At 43.8% G+C, this 25,143-nt stretch carries 25 protein-coding genes; 4 read left to right on the forward strand and 21 right to left on the reverse strand.

The features are described 5' to 3' along the window. Window positions 1–56: 56 nt before the first annotated feature. On the reverse strand, window positions 57–1,205 hold the full coding sequence (gene selD, locus I4V84_RS11810) for a selenide, water dikinase SelD (protein WP_226855143.1): 1,149 nt from the start codon (window positions 1,203–1,205) through the stop codon (window positions 57–59). Window positions 1,206–1,209: 4 nt separating this feature from the next. Beyond that, window positions 1,210–1,320 (reverse strand): DUF6783 domain-containing protein, encoded by a 111-nt coding sequence (locus I4V84_RS20615; RefSeq protein ID WP_308768407.1) that lies wholly within the window; start codon window positions 1,318–1,320, stop codon window positions 1,210–1,212. On the opposite strand from I4V84_RS20615, the gene I4V84_RS20620 reads away from it, so the two are divergent. Both I4V84_RS20620 and I4V84_RS20625 read left to right on the forward strand, forming a co-directional pair. Beyond that, window positions 1,270–1,413 (forward strand): DUF6783 domain-containing protein, encoded by a 144-nt coding sequence (locus I4V84_RS20620; protein WP_308768408.1) that lies wholly within the window; start codon window positions 1,270–1,272, stop codon window positions 1,411–1,413. The two genes, I4V84_RS20615 and I4V84_RS20620, sit on opposite strands and share 51 nt — an antisense overlap. A gap of 73 nt (window positions 1,414–1,486) precedes the next feature. Continuing rightward, complete coding sequence (locus I4V84_RS20625; RefSeq protein WP_334286069.1) at window positions 1,487–1,762, forward strand: DUF6783 domain-containing protein; 276 nt, start codon at window positions 1,487–1,489, stop codon at window positions 1,760–1,762. On the opposite strand, the gene asd is transcribed toward I4V84_RS20625, so the two are convergent. From asd to I4V84_RS11840, 6 genes are all read right to left on the reverse strand, one after another. Next, on the reverse strand, window positions 1,665–2,750 hold the full coding sequence (gene asd, locus I4V84_RS11815; protein ID WP_118581417.1) for an aspartate-semialdehyde dehydrogenase: 1,086 nt from the start codon (window positions 2,748–2,750) through the stop codon (window positions 1,665–1,667). The genes I4V84_RS20625 and asd overlap by 98 nt on opposite strands. Before the next feature lie 223 nt (window positions 2,751–2,973). Continuing rightward, entirely contained in the window at window positions 2,974–4,353 is a 1,380-nt protein-coding gene (argH, locus tag I4V84_RS11820; protein WP_118581414.1) for an argininosuccinate lyase, read from the reverse strand. A gap of 290 nt (window positions 4,354–4,643) precedes the next feature. Then, on the reverse strand, window positions 4,644–5,303 hold the full coding sequence (locus tag I4V84_RS11825) for an epoxyqueuosine reductase QueH (RefSeq protein ID WP_173716235.1): 660 nt from the start codon (window positions 5,301–5,303) through the stop codon (window positions 4,644–4,646). Next, a complete protein-coding gene (locus I4V84_RS11830) occupies window positions 5,272–6,153 on the reverse strand; it encodes a phosphatidylserine decarboxylase (protein WP_195992152.1) in 882 nt (293 codons plus the stop codon). Before I4V84_RS11830 ends, I4V84_RS11825 begins: the two co-directional genes overlap by 32 nt. Before the next feature lie 177 nt (window positions 6,154–6,330). After that, window positions 6,331–6,984 (reverse strand): CDP-alcohol phosphatidyltransferase family protein, encoded by a 654-nt coding sequence (locus I4V84_RS11835; protein ID WP_334286070.1) that lies wholly within the window; start codon window positions 6,982–6,984, stop codon window positions 6,331–6,333. Window positions 6,985–6,993: 9 nt separating this feature from the next. Further along, window positions 6,994–8,028 (reverse strand): lysylphosphatidylglycerol synthase transmembrane domain-containing protein, encoded by a 1,035-nt coding sequence (locus I4V84_RS11840; protein WP_207748663.1) that lies wholly within the window; start codon window positions 8,026–8,028, stop codon window positions 6,994–6,996. A 146-nt stretch (window positions 8,029–8,174) separates the two neighbouring features. Here I4V84_RS11840 and I4V84_RS11845 point away from each other — a divergent pair, with 146 nt between their 5' ends. Beyond that, window positions 8,175–8,942, forward strand: coding sequence for an ABC transporter ATP-binding protein (locus I4V84_RS11845; protein WP_195992162.1), 768 nt, complete (start codon window positions 8,175–8,177; stop codon window positions 8,940–8,942). Then, a complete protein-coding gene (locus I4V84_RS11850; RefSeq protein ID WP_195992164.1) occupies window positions 8,935–9,633 on the forward strand; it encodes an ABC transporter permease in 699 nt (232 codons plus the stop codon). Before I4V84_RS11845 ends, I4V84_RS11850 begins: the two co-directional genes overlap by 8 nt. A gap of 107 nt (window positions 9,634–9,740) precedes the next feature. On the opposite strand, the gene I4V84_RS11855 is transcribed toward I4V84_RS11850, so the two are convergent. The 13 genes from I4V84_RS11855 to I4V84_RS11910 all read right to left on the reverse strand — a co-directional run bounded on the left by I4V84_RS11855 (window position 9,741) and on the right by I4V84_RS11910 (window position 24,964). Next, entirely contained in the window at window positions 9,741–10,238 is a 498-nt protein-coding gene (locus tag I4V84_RS11855) for a GNAT family protein (RefSeq protein WP_118581402.1), read from the reverse strand. Window positions 10,239–10,368: 130 nt separating this feature from the next. Beyond that, a complete protein-coding gene (locus tag I4V84_RS11860; protein ID WP_195992166.1) occupies window positions 10,369–11,937 on the reverse strand; it encodes a recombinase family protein in 1,569 nt (522 codons plus the stop codon). Further along, a complete protein-coding gene (locus I4V84_RS20165) occupies window positions 11,934–12,056 on the reverse strand; it encodes a hypothetical protein (protein WP_255610631.1) in 123 nt (40 codons plus the stop codon). Before I4V84_RS20165 ends, I4V84_RS11860 begins: the two co-directional genes overlap by 4 nt. A gap of 169 nt (window positions 12,057–12,225) precedes the next feature. Then, window positions 12,226–12,462 (reverse strand): hypothetical protein, encoded by a 237-nt coding sequence (locus tag I4V84_RS11865; protein ID WP_118581393.1) that lies wholly within the window; start codon window positions 12,460–12,462, stop codon window positions 12,226–12,228. 63 nt (window positions 12,463–12,525) lie between these two features. Further along, window positions 12,526–13,896 (reverse strand): DUF4832 domain-containing protein, encoded by a 1,371-nt coding sequence (locus tag I4V84_RS11870; protein ID WP_195992168.1) that lies wholly within the window; start codon window positions 13,894–13,896, stop codon window positions 12,526–12,528. Continuing rightward, window positions 13,893–14,564 carry a DUF4956 domain-containing protein gene (locus tag I4V84_RS11875; RefSeq protein ID WP_118581390.1) on the reverse strand — a complete coding sequence of 224 codons (672 nt, stop codon included), beginning with the start codon at window positions 14,562–14,564 and terminating at the stop codon, window positions 13,893–13,895. Before I4V84_RS11875 ends, I4V84_RS11870 begins: the two co-directional genes overlap by 4 nt. 106 nt (window positions 14,565–14,670) lie before the next feature. After that, the gene (locus I4V84_RS11880) at window positions 14,671–15,399 is read right to left on the reverse strand and encodes a polyphosphate polymerase domain-containing protein (protein ID WP_177969031.1); all 729 of its coding nucleotides are present in this window, start codon (window positions 15,397–15,399) and stop codon (window positions 14,671–14,673) included. Then, entirely contained in the window at window positions 15,389–17,194 is a 1,806-nt protein-coding gene (locus tag I4V84_RS11885; RefSeq protein WP_272113328.1) for a CotH kinase family protein, read from the reverse strand. Before I4V84_RS11885 ends, I4V84_RS11880 begins: the two co-directional genes overlap by 11 nt. Continuing rightward, the gene (gene pelG, locus I4V84_RS11890; RefSeq protein WP_195992170.1) at window positions 17,181–18,650 is read right to left on the reverse strand and encodes an exopolysaccharide Pel transporter PelG; all 1,470 of its coding nucleotides are present in this window, start codon (window positions 18,648–18,650) and stop codon (window positions 17,181–17,183) included. Before pelG ends, I4V84_RS11885 begins: the two co-directional genes overlap by 14 nt. Next, a complete protein-coding gene (gene pelF / locus I4V84_RS11895) occupies window positions 18,631–20,055 on the reverse strand; it encodes a GT4 family glycosyltransferase PelF (RefSeq protein WP_195992172.1) in 1,425 nt (474 codons plus the stop codon). Before pelF ends, pelG begins: the two co-directional genes overlap by 20 nt. 84 nt (window positions 20,056–20,139) lie before the next feature. Continuing rightward, the gene (locus I4V84_RS11900; RefSeq protein WP_207748665.1) at window positions 20,140–21,981 is read right to left on the reverse strand and encodes a DUF2194 domain-containing protein; all 1,842 of its coding nucleotides are present in this window, start codon (window positions 21,979–21,981) and stop codon (window positions 20,140–20,142) included. Continuing rightward, the gene (locus I4V84_RS11905) at window positions 21,957–22,862 is read right to left on the reverse strand and encodes a hypothetical protein (protein WP_195992173.1); all 906 of its coding nucleotides are present in this window, start codon (window positions 22,860–22,862) and stop codon (window positions 21,957–21,959) included. The genes I4V84_RS11900 and I4V84_RS11905 overlap by 25 nt, the downstream gene beginning before the upstream one ends. After that, window positions 22,859–24,964, reverse strand: coding sequence for an NAD(P)-dependent oxidoreductase (locus I4V84_RS11910; RefSeq protein WP_195992175.1), 2,106 nt, complete (start codon window positions 24,962–24,964; stop codon window positions 22,859–22,861). The genes I4V84_RS11905 and I4V84_RS11910 overlap by 4 nt, the downstream gene beginning before the upstream one ends. Window positions 24,965–25,143: the final 179 nt, after the last annotated feature.

Genomic DNA, 25,143 nt, shown 5'->3' on the forward strand with positions numbered 1-25,143 from the left:
TAACACTTTGATGTATTTTTCACAATAGAAGTTGATAATTTTTTATCAATTAGGAACTATTTCACAAAAACAAGATGTTTCTTTTGTAAATTAATTACCCGTCCAATCACAGCACAGGGAAGCGACAGAGAAGACAGTCGACTAATTGCCCTGTCCGCATCCTGAGAATCTATACTCAGGAGAAGCCCTCCGGAAGTCTGCGGGTCAAATACTATATCCTCACGGGCAGCAAGCTCTGCTTCATTTATGATGGTTTCACTTCTGCCTGTTTCATTTTCCACAGCTTCACACCTGGTCTTTTCCAGCCAGAAATTCTCACTGCTTTCCCCACTGTGATTCTTCCATGAAAACTCGCACTCTCCCCCTGCAAATTCCCGATTGCGGTATGCACCTGCAGGAATAAATCCCATAGAAGCATAGTCAAGTGCTCCTTTCATAATCGGCAGGGAACCAAGAGAAATACAAAGGGTCTTCCCACTTCCCTTCGCCATTTCCAGGGCATGTCCGGCAAGACCAAAACCTGTTACATCCGTGCAGGCATGAATCTGCAGATCTGCCACTTTATCTCTGGCATACCTGTTCAAAGTCGCCATCACAGAAGCTGCATAGGCAGTCTCTTCCTCAGATGCCATCTCTCCTTTCACTGCAGTAGAAAGAATTCCGGTTCCAAGAGGCTTGGTAAGGATCAGAACATCTCCGGTCTCTGCTCCAATATTTTTCCACATTGAGGCAGGATTTACAAATCCGGTAACGCACAAGCCATATTTCGGCTCATCGTCCTGAATCGTGTGTCCTCCCGCAAGAGAAGCACCAGCCTCCATTACCTTGTCTGCACCTCCCCGCAGAATCTCGCCCAGAATCTCCGGATCAAGACAATTAGGAAAGGCTGCAATATTCAATGCCAGCTTAGGCTCTCCACCCATAGCATACACATCACTTAACGCATTTGCCGCTGCGATCTGTCCGAAAGTATAAGGATCGTCCACGATCGGTGTAAAAAAATCCACGGTCTGGATCATGGCCAGATCATCAGATATACGATATACAGCAGCATCGTCGGAAGATTCCGTTCCGACCAGTAAATTCGAATCATAAAACTTCGGCAGCTTACCCAGAACCTGGGCAAGGGTCCCCGGACCTACTTTCGCCGCTCAGCCAGATGTATGAGAATACTGGGTAAGGCGGATTCGCTCTCTGTCGCTCATGGACTCACCTCCTGTCAGTTCTAGAGCGTGTTTGAAAAAGGCTTTCTGCAAGATGTGCGTCACAATTTGTGGGAAATTTTGCCCGGATGAGGGCGCCGTAGCGGGCTACGGCAATCGAATTCGGGTGAAATCTCCCGCAAAGTGGGGCGTGCATATTGCGGGAATGATTTTTCAAACAGGCTCTAACGTGCTATCTATTTTAACATGAATCTCCCCTATCGTAAACGGTCAGTTTTTTATTTTAGTTGTTTATCTGTTACTATTCTTGAAAAAGGTACAAGATGTACGTCACAATTTGCGGGAGATTTCGCCTGGATGAATGCGCCGTAACGGGCTACGGCAGACGAATTCGAGTGAAATCTACCACAAAGTGGGGCGTGCTGATTGCCGACTATCCCCAAAAAGGGAGAATGCCGCCACATCCGGCAGCATTCTCCCTGCATTTATTCACTCTTCAATTTATTTCGCCTGGATATATCCCTGCGCCTTCAATGTCTCTGCGCAAAGAACAGCACCACCTGCAGCACCTCTTACAGTGTTGTGGGAAAGTCCAATGAACTTCCAATCGTAAACAGTATCCTCGCGAAGTCTTCCGATTGATACGCCCATTCCGTTCTCGAAGTTCACATCCTCTGTAACCTGTGGACGATTATCCTCCTCAAGATACTGAATGAACTGCTTCGGTGCGCTTGGAAGATTCAGTTCCTGAGGAACTCCCTTGAACTCTACAAGTGCTTTTACAAGCTGCTCTTTCGTAGGTTTCTTTCTGAATTTTACAAATGCAGCTGCAGTGTGGCCATTCAGGATCGGCACACGAACGCACTGACATGTGATAACAGGCTCTTTCGCCGGAACAATCACGCCGTCCTCAACTTTACCCCAGATACGAAGTGGCTCTTTCTCGCTCTTTTCTTCCTCGCCACCAATATATGGAATGATGTTATGCTCCATTTCCGGCCAGTCCTTAAATGTTTTTCCAGCTCCGGAAATTGCCTGATATGTAGTAGCAACTACTTCATATGGCTCAAATTCTTTCCATGCAGTAAGTGCAGGTGCATAGCTCTGAATAGAACAGTTTGGCTTAACAGCGATGAAACCTCTCTTTGTTCCCAGACGCTCTTTCTGATGTTTGATAACTTCGAAATGCTCTGGATTGATTTCCGGAATTACCATCGGCACATCAGGTGTCCATCTGTGAGCGCTGTTGTTGGAAACAACTGGTGTCTCAGTCTTGGCATATGCTTCCTCGATGGCTTTAATCTCGTCCTTGGACATATCTACAGCAGAGAATACAAAGTCAACAGTTGACGCAACCTTCTCTACCTCATTTACATTCATAACAACAAGCTTTTTCACTGCTTCCGGCATTGGAGTATCCATTTTCCATCTGCCTCCTACAGCGTCCTCGTAAGTCTTTCCAGCACTTCTCGGGCTTGCTGCAACAGTTACAACTTCAAACCATGGATGATTCTCTAACAGGGAAATAAATCTCTGACCCACCATTCCGGTAGCACCTAAAATACCAACTCTAAGCTTTTCACTCATAATATTCTCTCCTCATTCTTTCCTCTGCGTACATGTGTATTTCTATGACATACTATACCATGTTCTGAGAAAATGCAAGTACTTTCTTAAATTTTATCATATTAAAGCAATAAATTTATCTGATTTACCAAAAAAATCCTGTAAAACAAGATTCTTTCGTTACTTTCCACCGAACTGCCCAGAGCATGTTTGAAAAAGGCTTTCTGCAGGATGTGTCCTCTTTTCAGTTCGCTTCCAGATACTTTTTATTTCCTGCAATTACCTGCTCCATCACATCCGGACCGGGAGCTCCAAGAGTCATACGTTTCTCCACACAGGTCTTCATGCTGATAGCCTCATAAATATCCTGTTCAAACACAGGACTGATTTCTTTATACTCTTCAAGGGACAGTTCATCCAGGGAAATTCCCTTTTCAATACATTTTAAAACCAACTGCCCAACGATTCCATGCGCATCACGGAAAGGCACGCCATGATTTACCAGGTAATCTGCCGCATCAGTAGCATTGGTAAAGCCATTCTTTGCGCTTGCTTCCATGTTCGCCTTGTTAAACTGCATGGTGGATATCATGCCGGTAAAAAGAGCCAGACAACCTTTCACAGTATCAATAGCATCAAATGTAAGTTCCTTATCCTCCTGCATATCCTTATTGTATGCCAGCGGAATTCCCTTCATGGTAGTAAGAATTGATGTCAGTGCTCCATAAACACGTCCTGTTTTTCCTCTTACCAGCTCAGCAATATCCGGGTTCTTCTTCTGAGGCATAATACTGCTTCCGGTACTGTATGCATCATCGATTTCCACAAAACGGTACTCATTGGAATTCCAGAGAATAATCTCCTCGGAAAAACGGCTGAGATGCATCATAACCGTAGAAAGTGCGGACAACAGTTCAATCACATAATCTCTGTCAGATACAGAGTCCATGCTGTTTCTGGTTGGCTCATCAAAGTCCAGAAGCTGTGCGGTGTATTCTCTGTCCAGCGGATAGGTAGTTCCTGCAAGAGCTCCCGCGCCAAGAGGACAGGTGTTCATTCTCTTGCGGATATCAAACAGACGTCCTCTGTCACGGCGGAACATTTCAAAATATGCTCCCACATGATGCGCCAGCGTAACTGGCTGGGCTTTCTGGAGATGGGTAAAGCCGGGCATATACGTATGCACATTCTCTTCCATGATCTTCTGAAGAGCCTCAAGCAGTGATTTTACTTCCTGGTCAATCTCATCGATCTCATCACGCACATAAAGCTTCATGTCCAGTGCAACCTGGTCATTACGGCTTCTTCCCGTGTGAAGCTTCTTACCCGGATCACCAATACGGTCGATCAGGTTTGCCTCTACAAAACTGTGGATATCCTCATATTCTGATGTGATTGCAAGTCTGCCTGCTTTCACATCTGCCAGGATTCCCTCCAGTCCTTCTAATATCTGATCTCTCTCTTTCTCTGTCAGAATCCCCTGTTTTGCAAGCATCTTTACATGTGCCTTGCTGCCACGGATGTCCTGTTCATAAAATTTCTGGTCAAATGAAATGGATGCATTAAAATTATAAACCAGTTTATCGGTTTCCTTAGTGAAGCGTCCGCCCCAAAGCTGTGCCATAATATTTTCCCTCATTTCCTGCAAAGTTCCACGAATTTTTCAATATTTTTATTCCAAAAGCAAGATGCTTAAGAATTTTACAGAAATACACTTTGAAGTATTATAGGAACCTTACAAATTCTTTCTAACTTTACTACAATCAAGTGCTAGTTTATCACACTTTCTGCTAATTGCAAAGAGTCTTTCATTATGATTTTCGCTATACATTACTGCATCAAACCGTTTTGCAATGCACAAAATTCATGCAAGTGCATGACTCTGCACTATTGTTTGCAAAATATCAGATGGTTTCACTGACAGTCCATGCAGCTCTGTTGTTTCTGCTTTTCCCGCTCCATGCTCTCCCGCTTAGAAAACACACACCCGCAATAATTCTGCCGATACAGCCCATATTCATGGGAAAGTTCTATAGACCGCTTATATCCGTTCTTTTTCTTGAAATCAGACGGAAGATGCTCCACTTTATAGATTTGTGCAAGTTCCTGGCCTATCTCATTGATCTTTCCTGCATTTTTTAAAGGACTGATGGAAAGTGTGGTGGTAAAATAATCATATCCGCCCTCCTGAGCCAGCTTTGCTGCTGCCTCCATTCGAAGCCGATAACATTTGAAACACCGTTCTCCTCCCTCCGGTACATCCTCCAGCCCTTTTGCCATGGCATAAAAATCCTCTGGTCTATACGCGCCTTCCACCAGATCGACTGGATGAAGAAACTCCATCTCGCTGATCAGCCTGCGGATTTCTGCCACCCGCTTCTCATATTCCTCCTTGGGAGAAATATTGGGATTATAAAAAAATACTGTAACAGAAAAAAACCTGGAAAGATATTCCAGGACATAACTGCTGCAGGGCGCACAGCATGCATGAAGAAAAAGTCTGGGAACCTTTCCTTCTTTCTCATGCTGTTCGATTAATTTTTCAAGCTCTTTTTGGTAATTTACATTTGCCAATTCTCTCACCCATTCTTACAATCGTTTCATATCCATTTTCAGAATTCTCTATCAAATCAGAATCCAGCCTTACCTTTCCATGCTGAAGAAGCAGGACAATGGTAGAACCTCCGAATTCAAAATAACCTTTTTCTTCACCCTTTTTCACTTCACAGGCACCAGGTTTCAGATTGGTAATTTTCCCCACCATCATAGCTCCGACTTCCATCATAGCAATGGTTCCAAACTGCTCTGTTTTTAACAGGCAATACTCTCTGGTATTCTCATGATAAATCTGGCATACGTCATTAGCAGCAGGATTTACCGTATGAAAAACACCGGGGATCTTTACATCCGGAGTTTTCTCTCCATCTGCCACATAGCAGTAATGGTGATAATCATCGACTGTCAGCCTGAGGATCACTGCATAACCGCCAAGATACCGCTTTGCCAGCTTTTTATTCTTCAGCAGGCGTTCCAGAGTATACAGAGTATCTTTTATATAAAATCTGGAATCACTGCCAATACGGCTCACGGTAACCTTTCCGTCACAAGGACTGACCAGTACGCTGTCATCCGCTGCTACAGGCCGCTGCCCCTCTTTAAGCCTGCGGGTAAAAAAGTCGTTATAGGAAGCAAACACCTGTCTGGTGCAGCCGGAAAGATCAATGTGATTGCGCTCCACAAATCCAGAAATCATCCTCGCAGAAAGCCTGGTATTCAAAAACCAGCCGCCCAGTCTGGTAACAAAAGGCTGTATTATGATCTTCAGGCAAAGACGTCCGCCCCAGTCATTATACAGATGGCGCAAAAATTTGTCCTGTCCGTTCTCCTCTATTGTGATGTTGCCTTTTCTGTCTATATATTTCATAATACCTCCCCTGCATTTGCTATAAAAATTCCCGATGGCATCCACAAATGAGCCATGTCTGCATGAGCGAATTCATGGATATCGTCTGGCGACAGCCCGGATTACGAATGCAGCCGGCAGCTGCAGAAGCGCCACAGACGCCAGACAACTGACTTTCATATATGGTGAATGTCCGTTTTATAACAGATGAAACATCATGGAAAGTGCCAGTGCCACAAGGGCAACCAGAAGGATCACCATTGGATTCTGAGGTTTTTTTACCTTAAAATCACTGATAAACAGCACTCCGACTACTACCACTGCCACATGGATCATCAGAAGGAAATTTTTTCCGCATCCTCTTCTCAGCAGGTAAAGGAACGGAAGGATGATCGCCATCGAAGTGATTGGCAGACCCTGGTAATAGTGACGAAGCTCGGAGGTCTCGTTCTGTCTCTTCTCTTCCATTACGTTAAAGTAACCCAGACGGATTACAGAAGCTACACAATACAGGCAGAGAATGATCACTCCTGGGATATGGTTCATTCCCAGACAATAACAGATCATTGCCGGAAACACACCAAAACATACCACATCACACAGGGAATCGATCTGAATTCCAAATTTCTTCTCATCCTCTGTACGGTTCTTCTTTGTACGGGCAATTTTCCCGTCAAACATATCACAAAGTCCGGACAGTGCCAGACACAAAATTGCAACTTTAAAGTCTCCCTCCAGTGCTCTTGTCATTCCAAATACGGAAACAGCGAGACTGATGTATGTAAGCACCACCGTATAATCATAAAATCCAAGCATATCCTGTTTCTCCTTTTTCAAACGTTCTTCCTTCATTGCAGTTAATTACATCCTTTGTATCTCTTCGTTTTTCCTTCCAATGGTAAGATGTGCCACACAGGTCATAAGTGCACTGATCAGCATCTGTCCGTAATAGGAAATCCCACGGCTGAGCAGCATAGATGGCAGCAAAAGCGGTCCAAATACGGGTACAAACATCACCATATATAATGTCTCGCTGATTCCCATGCCTCCCGGAAGAGGAAGCATATCCACAGATACGGAAATCACCGCCTGTAAAATAGTAACGGTCAGGATTCCATACTCATGGAGTCCCAGGGCGCGGTACACCCAGTAAGTGACCGTGAAAAGAATACACCTCTGCACAAATGTAATGATAAATACATTCAGTATGATCCGCTTATGGCTGGCCCAGAAGGCTGCCGTTGCGTGATACTGGTCCATGGAAGCCTCCAGCTTCTCAAGCCTTGCCTTTTTAGGCTTCAGAATCCGGATATGCTCAATGATCTTCAGACCTTTTACCATGATCCATTTCGCAAGGCCGGGAGCAAATACCAGTATCATCATAAAGGTAACGCAGAACACATTCAGACCCACGCCAAGATAAAACACCCACATATAGTCCCCAAGATAGCCTCTCAGGAAATCACCGCCCAGAAAACAGATCAGAACACCGATCACTACCAGAACTGCCTTGTAGGTGATGGTAACGATCATCAGTATCAGAGTGGTTACCGGAATAGGCAGTTTATCTTTTTTCATGTAAAAGATCTGCATGGGCTGTCCGCCTGATGCAGACGGAGTAATACAGCTGAAAAAAAATCCTACAAAGGAGTACAGTGCACAATGAGTCATTTTCACACTGGCTCCAAGTGTTTTCATCATATAAAAAATGATAACCGATTCGCCGAGGATAAAAAGTACCACGCACACAAGGCTCAGAAGCAGATATCTCCCATCAGCTTCCCTGGCAGTACTGATAATATCCCCGATGTCCTTGCCGCGAAAAACCAGGTACATGGTAAGACCGAAAACGATCACCAGAAATAACAGGTTGAAAACCGTTTGCTTTTTACTCATAATATTATTTTCTTTCTAAAAAAAATTGTCGGTACAGGAACCGCGAACTCCTCTTCGCTACACTCTGCACATAGATAAATCACTTCATTATAACACACCCCACCCCAAAAGCATATCATAAATTATACGAAAATGGAGGTTTGATTATGAATCCGCTTCTGGAAGTAAAGGATGTGTGCCTTTCTTACCATAGCTTATCCGGGGAAACGGCTGCCCTTTCTCATATATCTTTTCATCTTATGCCAGAAGAGTTTCTGGCTGTCGTGGGGCCTTCCGGTTGTGGAAAGTCCACTTTGCTGAATCTGATCTGCGGGCTTTTACATGCGGAAAGCGGAACCATTCTTATGAATGGAAAGCCACTGAACAAGGACAGCGCCCGTATTGGCTATATGCTTCAAAAAGACCACCTTCTGGAATGGCGCAGCATCTACCGCAATGTTCTCCTTGGACTGGAAATACAAGGCGAACTCACAAAAGACAATCTTTCCTATGTAGATGAACTATTAAAGCTTTATGAGCTGGACAAATTCCGTGACAGTCGTCCAAGCCAGCTTTCCGGCGGCATGCGGCAGCGGGCGGCACTGATCCGCACCCTTACATTAAAACCGGATCTTCTGCTTCTCGACGAACCATTCTCCGCACTTGATTACCAGACACGGCTGAACGTAAGTGATGACATTGGAAAAATCCTGAAAAAACAACGAAAGCCGGCTATTCTTGTCACTCATGATATTTCCGAAGCCATCAGCATGGCAGACCGGGTACTGATTCTTTCAAAGCGTCCTGCCACTGTAATAAAGATTGTTCCCATTGATCTGGATATGAAAGACCGCACGCCCCTTTCTTCGAGAAATGCCCCGGCTTTCAAATCCTACTTTAATCTGATCTGGAAGGAGTTGAATCAGAATGCATGAACCTTCCCCCACTCAAAAAGCATATCTTGCCCGTCAGAAAAGGGACCGTCGCCTTGTTGTAAGCGCAAGGCTTCTGGTCTTTCTTATTTTTCTGGCACAATGGGAAATCCTGGCAAGGGCTGGCTGGATCGACTCTTTCATCTTCAGCAGCCCCTCCATGATCTTCAAAACCTTTGTGGAGATGGCCCAAAACCACTCGCTGTTCATCCACATTGGCGCCACCCTGAAAGAAACTCTTCTTAGTTTCCTCTTCGTAGTAGTCCTGGGTCTTGGCATTTCCATTCTGCTGTGGGGATGCCCCAGACTTGCAAAAGTACTGGAGCCTTATCTGGTAGTGCTGAACAGCCTTCCTAAGTCTGCCCTGGCCCCCCTTCTCATTGTATGGCTGGGTGCCCGTCAGCGGACCATCATTGTTGCAGGTATGTCTGTGGCAATTTTTGGATCGATTCTGAACCTGTATACAGGCTTCGGGGAGATCAGCCAGGAAAAGCTGAAGCTGATCCGCACACTTGGAGGCGGTAAAAAAGAAGAACTTTTAAAAATTGTTTTGCCCTCCTCCGTGCCCCTTATTCTTGCAAATATGAAAGTAAATATCGGTCTTTGCCTGGTAGGGGTGATCATAGGCGAATTCATCGGTGCAAGACAGGGGCTTGGCTACCTGATCATATATGGAAGTCAGACATTCCAGTGAGTACGCATTCTGACAGTTTCCCCAAAATGCTGTCCTCTTCTCTTTCCAATTTTCTATAACGAAGTGCAATTCCGTATTTCTTCAAAAAAGAAATTTAATTTTATTTTTCAGAGCCACTCTTTCCGACAGTCAAAGGCTATCCTCTCCGCTCCTCTTTCCAGATGGATCACACCGCATTCCCTGAAACCAAATTTCTTCAAAGCGCCCTGCATGGGCTTGTTGTCCTCATGGGTATCAATGCGCACATATCCGCTTCTCTCCAACCCATAAGAAAATGCAGCCCTGGTCACACCCTTTGTCACCCCATTGGAAGCAACTCTGTGAATCACGCCGTAGGGCTCCCTGTCACTGTGCCATTCACCATTTTCGATCACACGGTAAGTAGGATCTTCTCCTGTATAAAATACAAATGTTCCCACAATTTCCCCATTTTCCACGCATACATGGGAAATTCCTGTTTTTATATCATTTTCTACCGTGGAAGCTTCCGGGTAGCGGTCCTCCCACTGGTTTGGATTACCGTTGTTTTTCATAAATTCCCGGGCAATTTTATATAAGTTCAGTATCTGTGGCAGATCCTGAAGTGTAGATTTTCTGATGTTCATAATACTGTTCCTTTCTGCCTGTTCGAACAAAATATACCGCACAGCAAGGCGTGCAGATTGCGGGAATGATTTTCAAACAGGCTCTAAGTAATGTCTGTAACTGCAGACATGACGGGCAGTTACGATTTTTTCAGTATAGCATATCAAAGGTCTCTGCCGCAATAATGCATTTTCCCTGTTTCTTTACCACTTTCAGATGATCCGGATAAATCAGAATTTTATCCACCATTTTTAACTCACATAATACGCAGGCCTTTAGAACCACACGATGTTCTTTTAAAAACTGCTCTGTCTCCCGAAGCCTTTTTTCCACTTCTTCCTGTTCCTCTGCCAGAAAATCCCTGTTCTTCTGCCTGCACGTTCTGCTGCCGGTGTTGTTCTTTAATTTATTTTGCAGTTCCCTTTCCTTGATCTGGTAAAGAGATTCTTCCACCAGGCCTTCCAGATATTTGTCCAGCAAAAGCTGTTGCTGGTATTTAATCTTTTTTTTCAGCTGTTCGTACTTTTCCAAATCCTTCTTTTGGTTTTCTTCCAGACTTTCCTTCAAAAGCTGCATAAAAAAATCCGTAATCTCCCATTCCTGATCTGGCAGGATTTCTTTTCCTCCGGACCTTTCCAGAAGAAGAAACAACTTTTCCTCTTCCAGATGGATATTGGCACAGCCGCCTGGCTTTTCCTCCTTTTTTCTCCCCTGTTCCAGATAAGTTTTACATTTCCATTCATGGATTTTATAGTTTTTTCTCTTTCTTGTTGTCCGGTAAAAAGGGGCCCCGCACAAACCACAGACCAATTTTCCGCTAAACACATGCTTTCCCGGATTTACTCCAAAGCACCTGGCCGTTCTCTTCTGGTTTCCGACAGGTTTCTTTCTTTTGTCGATTTCTTCATTGGCAGCCTTCCACAGTTCTTCTGACACAATTGCCGGAATCCGGTTTTCATAAATATAAAACTGTTCCTGTGGATTTTTTACCACCTGCCTGGTATCAAAATCATAATGTTTCCGGTTCATGACCACAGTACCTTTATTGACAGGATTTCGGATCATGCGGCGGATATCAGAATCGGTAAAAAAGCTTCCATTTCGTTTCTGCACACCATCCTCCCGCAGGATCCGGGCGATACATCTGCTGCCAAGACCTCCTGCACAAAGCTCATACATTTTTCTTTTCACCTGTGCCTCTTCCTCTATGATCGCCAGGCTTTTATCTGGCAGCTTCCGGTAGCCATAAGTATTGGAAGTAAGCATCAGGGCACTTCCAGTCTTTTGCCGGTTCCGGTGGGCGTTATTGATCTTACGGCTTAATTCCCGGCTGTATTCCTCTGCCAGAATTGCCTTGATTCCAGTGATCAGACTGTCATCTGCACTGTAAAAACGGTTTTCCAGATAGAGATACAGCCGTTTGCCACAAGTCACGAGACGGTCCACAAAAACATACCAGTCCTTTGTGTTTCGCATCAGTCTGTCCTGGGATTTTATCACCACAATCTCAAATTTATCTCTAAGAAGGTCAGAAAAAAGCCGCTGGTACTGTTCCCGTCCCCGGGTGCTGGTGCCGGACCTGCTTTCTATATATTCATCCTCTAAGGACCAGTTCAGGCGGCGGACGCATTCTCTTGCCTCCGCCGCCTGTCTTATAAGCGCATCCTTCTGGCACTCCTCTTCTGTACTGCACCGGCAGTAGATCACCGCCCTGGTCATAAAGTGCCACCGTATTTTTCTATTTTTTCCTTCAAAACCAACAATTCAGCTGAGGTAATCCATTTTTCCTCTGCAAGAATATCTGCGATTTTCTTTAATAATTCCTTTTTCTCTGACAATTTTAAATTTTCCTGATTTTTCCGGTTGGTAACAGACCGTGGAAAAACGGATGTGCACTGCTCTTCTTGCTCCCAATTTAAGGATTCCGCCAGACTCATACTATCAACTCCGGTTTTCATGCCTTATGGTATAATATGCAGTTCTTCCTGTCTCTGCCGTAATTTTTTTCTATCTTCCAGGCGGATTGTCCAGCATATGCCACTCCCACTCCGGATCAATAACGGCATCCGCACTTTCCATAACTGCACAATCCTTATCACAGCCATCCACTGCACAGGAACAGGCCATACCCGCTTTCTCAAAATGCCCTGGCACACCTTCATAACGCACGCACCATAATCCACGGTAGTGCATCCGTTTACACAGGCCATATTCATACTCGTATTTCACTATTTTTTCTGACATTTCTCTACCTCTTCCAACTTTTTATTACCGGTTCTTCCGAAAGCAAAGGGACCGAAAGCCACTCTATTTTTCCTTCTGCCATAGTATATTTCTGCCATTCTGATAAGCACATTCCATTGCCAGCCTTACGCCAGGCTTTTCTGTCATGGGATCTTCAATTCCCACAGATAGAGCATATCCCTCCTTCAAAAGTGCCGGAATATCCCGGGTTTCAAATACAGTCCGAGTAATAAGCTGTGTATCTGGTAAAACAGAAGAAAGAAGCATATTGATTTCAGTCTTCTCCACTATATTTCCAGAGGGATCCTCCAGATACAGATATACCGGCCATTTTTTGTAAAGCGGAGCAACGCCGTCATTATTCCAGGTCAGGCACAGGCAATCTTCCTGCCCCTCCCTTTTCCAGGCAGCTTCTGAGATCCACAGGCGGTACCCCATATTCAAAAGCACTTTGTCATAGCCATCTTTATACTGACTGTCTGCATATTTCGGACCTAAAAATGTAGTGTGAGACTTCCGGACCAATTCTACAGTCTGTTCCAGATCTGTCACCAGCATCTGTTCCATGGAAACAGAGCTGGTAAATTCACCGCCCGATGGAGCTGTCTTCCAGAAGTCTGGCATACTGCCAAGCGCATCTTTCTCCTCTGCCTGTCCATAATCTCCACCTTCCTGAATCCAGGTCAGCCATTCTTCTGTGGACTCTTTATGCCCGGTCATATCATTATAAAGCCCCATTCCATAAGCTTCTGCAATATGAAAAGGTCTTCTCATAAGCATGTTTACGCCGGGAAAAGCTTCCAGCCAGGGCATAATATACTGGTTTCTTACAGCTTCCTCAGGGATTCTCGTAATCCCCTCGCTGTAATTTACATGCCACTCTCCCCAATGTCCAAGACTTCCAAGCTCAATATAACTGATCAGCCCGTCTTTTCCAAAATGCTCTCCAAGGGCTTTGATTGCCTTCTCATGCTCTTCTATAAAAACCTTATTGTTGTAATCCGGTGAATATCCTTTTCCATATTCACCGTCATACCAGGTTCCGTCTTCCCCCGTCTTCTCATACAGCCACCGGGGGATATCCATATGTTTCTCATCACCTGGAATGTCACAGACAAAACGAAGGATCAGATGCTTTCCTTCTTTTTTCCACCTGTTTATCTGGTTTTCCTCTTCTATGGAATCCCAGTCATACACCCCTTCTTCCGGCTCTAATTCTGCCCAGGTAATGTCCATATACAAAAGCGAAATATCCTCTGACACATTCTCATACCAGGCACTTGGTGCATATCCCATAAGCGGATTTCCAAAAATCTCCTGGGATTTCTGAAACTGCTTTTTGTTTCCATTTCCGGAAGACCACCATTGATAACCTGCGCCAGCTGCCAGAATGACTATCAGAATCAGCAACATTGCTGCCAGAATCTTTTTCATCCGTGATATTCTCCATTATACTGAATCAGAGTGACATCTTCTACATCTTCAATGCTGCGGATTTTTTCCATAAAATCCATGTCATTTTGTCGGCAGTACAATTCCACTGCCATCTCTGTTTTTTCTTTGCGCATGGTCTTGGATTTGACAAAATACTTTCTTTTTCCAAAGCAGCGGATTACCTCATCCCCTGCCTGGTCTCCTGTATAGTGGATCACTGCAATATAGATTTTTCCTCTCTGCTGTTTGTGATAAAACAATACGATCATCAGGATCATAATCGCAGCCGCCAAAAGCGCCAGGACATACATTCCCGCTCCAGCCGTAATTCCTGTGGTGATTGCCCAAAACAAATACAAAAGATCCATAGGATCCTTAATTGCTGTACGAAAACGGACAATGGACAACGCTCCTACCATACCAAGTGAAATTACCACATTGGTACTGATAGCCAAGGTTACCATACAGGTAAGCACTGTCATTCCCACCAGAGTAACAGCAAATGTTCTTGAAAAAACAACTCCTGCGTAAAACTTCCGGTATACCAGATAGATCAGCGCCCCTAACAGCAGAGCCGCCGCAAGAGCTGTGAGAATCCCCGGAACATCATAATTGGTAAACGCTCCGGATTCCAGAACTGATTTTTTGATCATGTCCTTTACACTCATAAAAAATTCCTCCACTTATCTCTTTGTGCTTTTTTGTAATTATTCAGAAGGCAGTATTTTGCAAAATATTTTTTGTGAACATAGTTCACAGTTATACGTTTTCTTTTTATGTCTCATACCAGTACTCGAATCCATTCATATACCTGGTTTTCTCATAACAGAGTACATATTTGGAAACTGCTGTAAATTCCGCTGCTGGCGGTGGCAGAACATCGCGTAAAAGCTGGGGAAGCATTTCTGTAAACTTCACTTCCAGAATCAGTTTTCCAGGTTCCAGCACAGACAAAGCAGGCAATCCAGGATCAAAAATATCATAACTGCCAATAGCCGCTCTCACATCTGAATCAAAGGTGATCCTTACCGTTCCGGCATCCAGGATCCAGGGAATCCGTTCGTAATCCACAATGGTCCTTGGCCGCATCATATTGCAGGCACATTCTATGTAAAATTCCCGGCATAGAGAGTGGGGACTGTACAAAAGGAACGCATAGTCCCCCTTCAGGATTTTCTCCACCTCTTCTCTTGTAAGCGGTGCACTCTCTTTATAAATATAACTTCCAAACTTCTTTTTCCGCTCCAGTTTGATAAATTTGTCATTATTGTTATAAATCCGGATCCTGTATTTTTTTCGCATCAGTACACCGGCTTCCTTTTCCGCATATGCACTATTCCAGTAATCGTCAAAATACAGACTGCGGATACAATATCCCCCTTCCCCGGCATGGGGATCCGGCTGTAGAAATGGCTTCAGCCTGAGCATAAGCATTTCTTTTTCACTGGTACTGATCAGATACTTCCATTCATTTCGAAATGCTTCCCTGCTTTTATTCCTCATAAATATCTTCCTCGATCTGACCATCTTCCGTTACATAAATGCACCTCATGCCATACTGCTTTCCTTCATCTGTAACATAATAGTCAAAAGCATCCTGTGTTTTTCCCTTTTCATTGGTTGCACGCACACGGATAAAATACTGTCCTGCTTCCGGAAGCTCCAGCTCCGTTTCCGGGATCAGAAGACCATCCTGTGTATAGATCACATCCTGAAAAAGATAATCCTTTGCTATCTCTACAGAATAAGTAATATCCTCCGCGTCAAAGGAATAGGAATTATCCCAGTTTATTTTCATTTTATTTCCCTCTGCAACAGGAACACCAATAAAAAACGGCATAGGCTTACTAAGACTTTCTACATAGAGCTGATAATTTTTTTCTATTTCTTCCGGAAGTGATGCAGCAATCTCATCATATTGTTCACTGGTAAGAGGTGCATAAAACACATCCGGCATCTCATAAAGATACGGCTTCACCACAGTCTTGTATTTTTCAATCATAGTGCCCAGTCTCTCTTCACTGAGATATTCTTTCAGATCCAGAATGGCTTCATCCAGCTTTTCCCGGAAACGCTCTGATTTCAGGCATCTCTGGAACAGTACATTTCCCCAATAGTTACTAACGCCGGATTCCCAGCTTTTCTGATCACTAAAACCGGTTATCTTATATTCAGGTCTCATCAGACTGCCATCATTATCCCAGGGAATAAAATACCAGGTATCAGAATTTAATGGACTATATAAATACACGTTTCGGCTCTGGGTATCCACATTTCCCATCAAAATCTGGAATCCCATCCAATATGTAATATTTTCCTCATCAAAGTATTCTTCCAGAACCGTATCAATTGGAATACTGTAGTCATTTACTGCTTCAAGCATCTGAATCAGTTTCCTATGATCGGTACTTCCCTTTATCTCCAGCAATTTTTCAAAAGCAGCACTGTCGTAGGATGGATCATCCTGGAGTTTTATCACATCTTCATATCTGTAAAATTCAAAAGAATTAATTTTATAAAGCTGTCCATTGGAATCCAGTCCATGATTCTTCAATCCAGTCTTATTCAGCTGCTCTACCTGGGTATACAAGCCATAGTCCTCAAATTTCGCGTCAGCAGAACCATCTGTAGTATCTTTTACATACAGATGGACGAACTGTGTTCTCAGACTGATCAGCTGGGGAATGCCCTTCAGCAGGTCATAGGCAAGCTTGTTTCGAAACCGCATTCCTTCTGTCATATGCTTGTTCAAATTAATGGTTCTCTGCCCGCGCCAGGTTCCTTTATTTTTCTTCAGCTCAATCTTATAGTTTTTCTGGGCATTCCGGCTTGAAGTCTGCCCACGGATCTGTACCGTGGCATTGGGAATATTCTCCCCATATCCTACCATTCCCTCTGTCGGACCATTCTCATTCCCTATCTGTAAAAGTGCAGCCGCCTGATATCTGTCTACTCCCATCTCTTCATAATCATAGACAGAATAACTATTGATTTCTTCCCATGTATGATCTGTATTTTCTGAAGAATTCCCCTTTGAAACAGTGAGGTACATGGTAACCACGCTGGTATCGTCATCGTTTTCATAAAGACTGTCCTTATCTCTTAAATGAACCTGGTCAATATCCCGGGATTCTGCTTTTTTTATCTCCTGTGACGTTTCGGATGCTGTCGGTTCTTCTGTATCTGTGCTCTCATTTTTTTCTTCCGGCACTACATCTCCATTTCCTATACAGCCTGCGAATAAAGACATGGTCATACTTCCGGCAAGAATACATGCAATTTTTTTATATTTTTTCACTGTTCTGACTCCTTTCCAGTTTTTTACTGAGGAAAAAACCAAGTCTGGAAAACTTTCCTCTTTTTTCCCTGGCCACCACAGGCTGTACACTCAAAATATAATAGGGCAGCCTCTTTGTATAATAGTCCAGACGAAAGGCTGCAATCAGAAAAAACACTGCGCTGCCTGTGAGAAATCCGAAACCATAATATACTCTTGGAAAAAACAGGGAAATTACCGTAAACAACACAGTTCCTCCTGCAAAACAGCCGGAAGCCACCAGCGCACCTTTGTAATCTGTAAAATATAAAAGCAGCAGAAGTATGGTATTTGCCACTGCATAAATGCCATATCCCACGCAGAGGGTTCTGAAATACCCTTCCATAAGATCGTTAAATCCAAGCGGCACATACTCCAGGAGCAGTCCGCCAAGAGAAATAGCAAGTGCTGTAGCAAGGAGCTGCTTCAAGGCCGTGTATTTTAATTCCACATTCAATACCTTTAACATTTCCTCACCAGCCTGGGTAATATCTCCTACAGCACCTTTATCATTAAATAAACTGTAGTAGTTTTTATATTTCGGATAAAAATTCACCTCCACAGAAACCACAAAGTTTACTGTTGTTACCAAAATTGTAAGAAATGCCACAAGAGCTGGCACATCATGGTAGGGTGCACCAACAAACAGTCCCTGCACCTGTACCTGAAGCGGTCCGACCCACATGATCACCAAATGGGCAAACAGTCCAATATTGATAAAAAGCCCGGTAAATGCCAGAGGCAGAAACTGATCCACCCATCTTAGGAAAAGGAAGGCACCCTTTTCCCCTTGGGGAAAATACTGATACAAAAGGATCACATCCCACAAAAGCATCACTCCGTATCCCACAGCCACTGCAATCAGAAGAGCTTCCACATGGGGAATTCCCAGCATCAGCAATACCCAGCCGGATATAAATGTGATCACAATAGCAGCTGTAAATGACAGCATGATTCCTCTATAATCTTTGATTGCAGTGAGATAACTCATTGCATTCCAGGTAACGGTCAGCTCTCCAAAAAGCCACAGACACAGCAATCCGTCCAGAAGTCCTGCTCCGGAAAAGATAAGGAAAATTCCATACAGGATCCCGCCGGCCACCAGCATGATCCCTGTAGAGCCCCAGAAAGAAGGCAATACCATATCGTATTTTTCTTCGTACAGCATATCCGCAATAAACCTGGTAACTACCATAGACAAAAAACTGGTAACTGTCAAGGAAAACAAAAGGGTATACGTGATCATACACACCAGAAGTTCCCGGCTGTGTCTGCTGCCTCCTGTTTTATCACAAAGATACATAACGCCAAGAAGCAATACAATTCCAAGAAGCATTGGACCGGTACATACGACTCCCGCATATCCGTAAGCTCTGAAGGAAGCAAAAAGTCCCTGTCTGTTAAACAGTTTTTTTAGTTCAAATCCGATTCCAGCCATTCTTTTGTATCACCTCCTCATAAAGCTCCCGGTACAGACGGATCATGCGTTCCTGTCTGTAATAAGCCTTTACCCGCGCCTGTCCATTTTTCCCCATACGAAGCCGCCTGCTTCTGGATTCACACATCTTCTCCATGGCAAGAGCCAGTCCGTCACGGTACATAGGTGCCACATAATAGCCTGCCTTTCCATACACATCCTCTTCCTTTCCCTCCAGAAGTTCCCGACAGCAGCCTACATCTGTGGTAACACAGGGACGTCTTGCAGCAAAGGATTCCAGCACAGACAGGGGCTGTCCTTCTGAAATGCTGGTAAGGATGGTAAAATCCAGTTTCTCCATATATTTTACAATGTCCACACGCCCTGTAAATATAATGTTTTCCAGCTTCAGCTGTTTCACCAGCTCGTAACATTCCTGTGCATATTCTTCATCATCGACTCCTCCCATAATGTGAAGGCGTACATTTTTTACATGTGCAGACAGTTCAAAAAAAGCGTAGATCATGGTCTTGATATCTTTGATAGGAGCAAGCCTTACTACTGCTCCAATATCTACCCAGCCATCCTCTTCTTTCAAAGGGATTCCGGACAACCTGTCATAGTCGATCCCATTTTCAATAACCCGGCACTTCCCAGGTGCACAGCCCATCTGAATCTGAGTGCGCATTGCATTTGTAAAAAGACAGGTCACACGAAATGCCCTCTGATAGATCATATCTGACAGCATATAAAAGAAAGCGATCCACTGTTTCTTAAAGGATGGAACCACCCACTTGGCACGGATAATCTCCTCCTCTCTTTCCCTTGTATAAATTCCATGTTCTGTAAGAAGAACATCCTTTTTGTACACATAACCGCCCAGACAGGCCAGAAGTCCGCCGTACCCGGTACATATGGCATGATACACATCCGCCTCTGGCACTTCACTTCCCATAAGATACAGAACAGGAAGGAGCATGGAACGCATGGTGTGAAAGGCATCTGCAAAAGCAATATACGGATACTGTTCCTTACAGATTTTTATAAGAAGCTCCAGGAAAGTCTCACTTTTCAAAAAAGCCATAGGGTTTAAATGTTTATCATGATACAGGGAAAACAACGTCTCCCAGTCCGGTCTCCTCATCTGCATCAGCTCGCTCAGACTTTCTAGTTCTTTTTCGGAAAAAATATGGGACATTTTCCCCTTTTCTTTCACCTGGAGAGCATCATCCAGAAAAACCTCATGAACCTCCACAACATTCTCTGGAAGTTCATAGACAAATTTCCCTCTTTTTTCTGCATTTGCCCCAATAACCCAGAGCACAAATTCATGCTCCTGCATCTGATTGATATACTGGTGCATCCATGTGGAAACACCACCAAATACATACGGATAACATCCTTCCAAAACCAGACAGATTCTCACTGTTTTCTCCTTTTATCTGCATTTTCAATACATATGTTTATGTTACCAATAGTAAAAGACCTTTTGACACTGCTGTCATTATATTTATTCGAACTCAATGTACACATCTTCCTGTTCTGCGCTCAGCAGATACAGATTCCCAGCAGCCTGAGTCAAGTCCCCACCAGTCACACGCACCGGAGTTCCTTTATTCATTCTCACCATCAGATACGCCTGATCGTAAAAATTCCCCAGATGAAGATGCACTTCCTTGTCTGTAATGTCTTTCTCCACGGTCAGGGCACCATATCTTTCAATGGCACCGGATAACTGGGAGCCTGTGAGATTTCGAAGTGCCGGTGCTGCTTCATTCAGCCAGGTCATGTACTCAGCCAGACGGTTTTTCAGCTTTTCCCAGCCAAGGGCAGCGCCTCTGTCCTCATCCAGAAGATCATCTGGATGCATAAAATGTGTATTTACAAAATGCATATTCAACTCAGACAAAGCAGCCATCTGCATATAATCGTCAATGATCGCACCGGAAATAATACGCGGCTGTTCTACGATTCCATCTTCAGCCACTTCAAACTCCTGCACATAAGCATAGTCGCCGGAAAAATAATTGCTGGCAATAGTACGGATCTGGGGATACAGAGAGCCCAGCAGTTTCCTTCCCTCTTCTGACAAAACATTAGAAGGAGGAACATAAACAGACATGGTAGTCTCCGGAAACATTTCCTTTCCAAAATCCATCAGCTCTTTCATTGCTTTTTCCATGGCAGAAAAGCTTGTCCAGGTCTTATAGGGAAGTGCATCTCCATAATCCGTGTCTGACAGGCTGAGCGGCTGATGATTATAACCGTGATAACCCAGTTCCCCGCCCTGATGAAGGATCATATTTCCAAAATACTGGAACCGCTGTACATCATCCTGGCGTTCCGTCTCTCCGTCTGTTTCATCCTCATAATTTTCTATTATAACTCCTGTATATTGCACATTGTGAGTCGTAGCAAGGGCGAACATATCCGGCCACCAGATATTGGTATAGAAATCTGCAATACTGGTGCCATAATCCCTTTTTATATAAGTTCCATCTCCATTTGGAACAGGGGAGGGAAAATCATCCAGATAAAAAACGGATCCGTTAATCACCGGATATACCCCCACATCTGTAAGAAGACTGTAGGATGCAGCAAAAAAGCCTCTGAAAGCTTTTTCATAAAACCCAAAATTATCTACTACAAACTTTCCGTTTCCATAATCAGCTTCCCAGATCAAAGGAACACCTGACGTATCATCTGCCCAGGCGTATACCCTTGCACGCTGACTCAGTTCCACGGTCCAAGCAGATTCAAAGCCATCTGTGATCCTGTATGCCTTTCCGCCTCCGACGAGAAACTCACTGTCGAAATAAATGCTGTTTACCATGGCTTCTGTGTAACCCGAAGATACAATTCCAAGCTTCTGCTCAATAAGGGATACATAAGTATCCTTTTGAAGAGTAAGGGCGAACATGGCACTTCCGCCCTTTTTTACCCAGTCGCTGATCTTCAGCACATTTTCTTTCAGCGGACTTAAATCGCTTAAAAGAACAACCACAGTCTCATAATCAGACAGATCATCCGGTACACTTTCATGATTTACATCAACCAGATCAGTACCCACCTTCATGTCCTTAAATATCTGCTCAAACTGGATCCACGCCATGGTGCTGTTCGCCTGACTGCTGTCTGTAAGAACAAGGCAGGTTGGCTTTAGTGTCTTTACCGCAGTCTCTTCCGTAACCACTTTATCTGCATCCAGATAAGTCAGTTTCTTTGCCTTTTCCCGGTAGGGCAGACCAGAGCGTTCTGCAAACAGAATGGCTCCTATAAGCAGAAAACAGCCCAGGATCACCAGAATTCCCTTAAATTGAAAAGCTTTCACTTTTTTGATCCATCCAGCCAAAATCCCAGTGCCTCCTTTCCTCTGGAAGAAAGATAGATATGCTCTTCCTTCAATGCCTGTAAGCTCTGTTTCAGTTCTTTCCCCATTTTTCGTTCTGCCAGATACCGAATTTTCCAGATCCAGTATTCTTCACCTCTGTGCCAGTTCTGATCCATGATTTTCAATATTTTTTCTGCCAGGAAAAAATCTCTTTGCACCATAAGATTTTCCATCAGGCAGACACAGGTATGGAGATTCACCCTTTGCTCCAGCTGTTTTAACAAAAGCTGGGTATACTGGTTTCTGTAAATCTGTTCCATCTGCTTCTCCATAAAGCCCTGACTCAGATATTCTTTCAGGAAATCACAGTACTCCTCCAGAATAACAGGATCATCTGGATCATTCGTATATTTTTTCTCAATTTTTTGTAATCTGTAATCATATTCTTTGGACAGTTCCACCATGGCTGTGATCGCATAATGGACTACCTCCACATCCTCATTCATTCGTGCCTGCTTTAATAATTCCACATATTCCCCTGGGTTATCATTCAGAACGTTCATGATCAGTTCCCGGCGCCTGGAAGGGTCATTCAGAAGAAGGGCCTCCTCCAGAGGAACCACATCCCTGTCATTTTCCTCCATGGCCGGAAACATGTTCTTATAGATTTCCTCGTTAACCCTAAGCTTTTCAACTCCCACTGTTTTCACCTGGTCCGTACCGGAAAAAAGCTGAAAATGTATGAGCAGGACACACACCGGTCCCCAGACTGGTACAAATACGGCAAGAGACAGCATGTACATCTTTACTTTCAGAAAACCTGTGCGTATTCCTAACCAGATCAGTATACAGATGATCAGATGGATCACCAGCGCCGTGATTCCAATTGCTGTTTTTGTCATGATTCCACTCCTGCTGTCTCTTTTCCTGCCGGAACATCAAGCACCTTTCCCTCAAATCCATTTCTTTTCAGACGTTCAAGGATGACTGGCAATGCCTTGTCATCTGCCTGGGTCAGGATCAGATATAACTCCCCTTCCGGAGAAATACCACGGATATCGTTTTCTCTGATACAGCTGTCCAGTGCCTCATCCGCATCCTCAATGGTCATATTCCCATACTTCAGTTTCAGAAGGATATAGGATGCCATCTTCTGCTCACGCATAGAATGCTGAAGCTCCAGACTTTTTTCAAAGTATTCCGGCCTCAGGATCCTCGTATTCTCTACATATTTCTTGTATTCCATGGCTTCCTGATATTCAAGGGCACGTAAAAGAGATGTTTCTACCAGACCACATAAAATCTGAAACAGATTCATATAATATAAAGTCAGCTGCCCGTTTCTTACCTCCTGAATACAGATCAGCATCACCAGACTGCCTTCTTTCCTGATACCAGCCATATACATGGGATAACCTTGTACGAAATCCCGATTTGCCCATACCTGCCCTTTTTCCAGGGTATCCATGGCAAGCGTATACTCGCTTAATCTAACAGAAGCAGAGTACATTCCCTGAGACTTGGGAGATGCAGCTTCCAGCCTGCCATATCCGTTTTTCTGACTGAGAGAATAAAACGCAAAGGTTTCATTCTCCAGAACCTCTTCCATAATGTGCATAGTTTCAATAAATAGTTCCTCTGGCTGTACAATATCCAGCTTTCTGGTAATGTCAAAGATCTTTCCGAAGCTGTCCTTACTGCCCAGGATTTGTTTTTTATATCTTTTTTTGTCCTGAAGGGTCTCCTGGTACAGATCACGCATAAAGAGAAATTTTTCCCGGACCAGCTGATTCTCCTCTGATATAAATTCCAGATTTTCCCTGTTTTTCATTCGCACATAGCCACATACAGCACCTGCAGCAAAATAAAAGATAAATGGTATCCAGTTAGCTGGTTCGTAAAAAAGAGTATACCACTTTGTTCCCTGGCTTTCATATGCCAGAAGCAAGGATACTGCCTGGGCTGCTGCTCCGGCAATCCCATATCCCAGACCGTAAAGACTTCCAAACAAGACAATAAACACAAGACGCAGATCAATCATCTTAAACTGAGCCTGATTTCCCAGAAGACGCTGCAAAAATTCAAACGCCAGAAAGCAGACCACAAACTCACATACCCGCAGCCATCTTTGGTTCTGATTGAAAAGCCTGGTAAACCAGCTTGCTTTTTCTCCATTGTTTTTTTTGTATTCTTTATACATTTCCGAAATATGATCTAATACTGAAATCTTTGGAAACCAGTTATAGTTTGTTCGGATCTGTCTGTCGTCTTCTTTTATTTTTTCTACAACGGCACTACTTTTATAGATAATGGAAACCGGGGATAAAACCTTTTTCAGTTCTTCGGTCACATCCTGAAAACAGATGTCAAATACATCTGGAACATTCAACACCTCTTCCTCATCATTCCAGTTGTCAAAAAGCTTGTACACCAGTTCTGCCAGATCCATAGAATATAAAAAACAGGCTTTCTGCTCCGGAGCTTCCTGAAAAAACAGCTTCTGGCTCTCTTTCGAAGCTTGGAAAATTCTGTAAAAGAAATCTTTTTTATAGGTTCCGGAATATAAATAGGGTACTCGCAGTATTTTCACCGTCAGACCGTACAGTCCCGCATAGCGTCTGCACACATCCTCTGCATTTTGTACCAGCAGAGTCTTGCCTGTTGGTACATCATACATTCCCTCTGGTCCTGTCACGTAAAGGAAGTGGCTTTGAACCCCTTTCCTGCAGTATTGCAGGATCTTGCGCAGATTCTCTGCTTCCCCTTCCAGTTCTCCATGTAAGGTCAGATAATTAGAAAAGTATACCACAGCTTCAAATTCGTATGTCCGAAAAATATCTCCAAATTCCAGTTCCGTTCTGGGAAATGGTCTGGAAATGAGTTCCCTTCTCCGGACTGTCTTTAGCATTTTATTTCCAAGTACCATCACCTGACATTCTGGAAATGCTTCTTCTACAAATTCTTCTGTCACATAACCGGTATTCCCGGCCAGCAAAACCTTCATATCCGTCTCTCTCCTGTTATCCTTTAGAATCTCTTCTGTCTGTTTAGGATATCTTATTTCGTTCAAATATCCTATTGACATTTTTACGAAATTTTTTCTAAATTTTATATAATTTTCTTTCAGATTGCAGACACACTTCTTCAAGCTTACCTGGGTGCTGATGTCCATTGTGGTTTTGT

It is taken from the genome of Ruminococcus sp. 1001713B170207_170306_F1 (assembly GCF_015668065.1).
Classification (GTDB): Bacteria; Bacillota; Clostridia; order Lachnospirales; family Lachnospiraceae; genus Blautia_A; species Blautia_A faecis.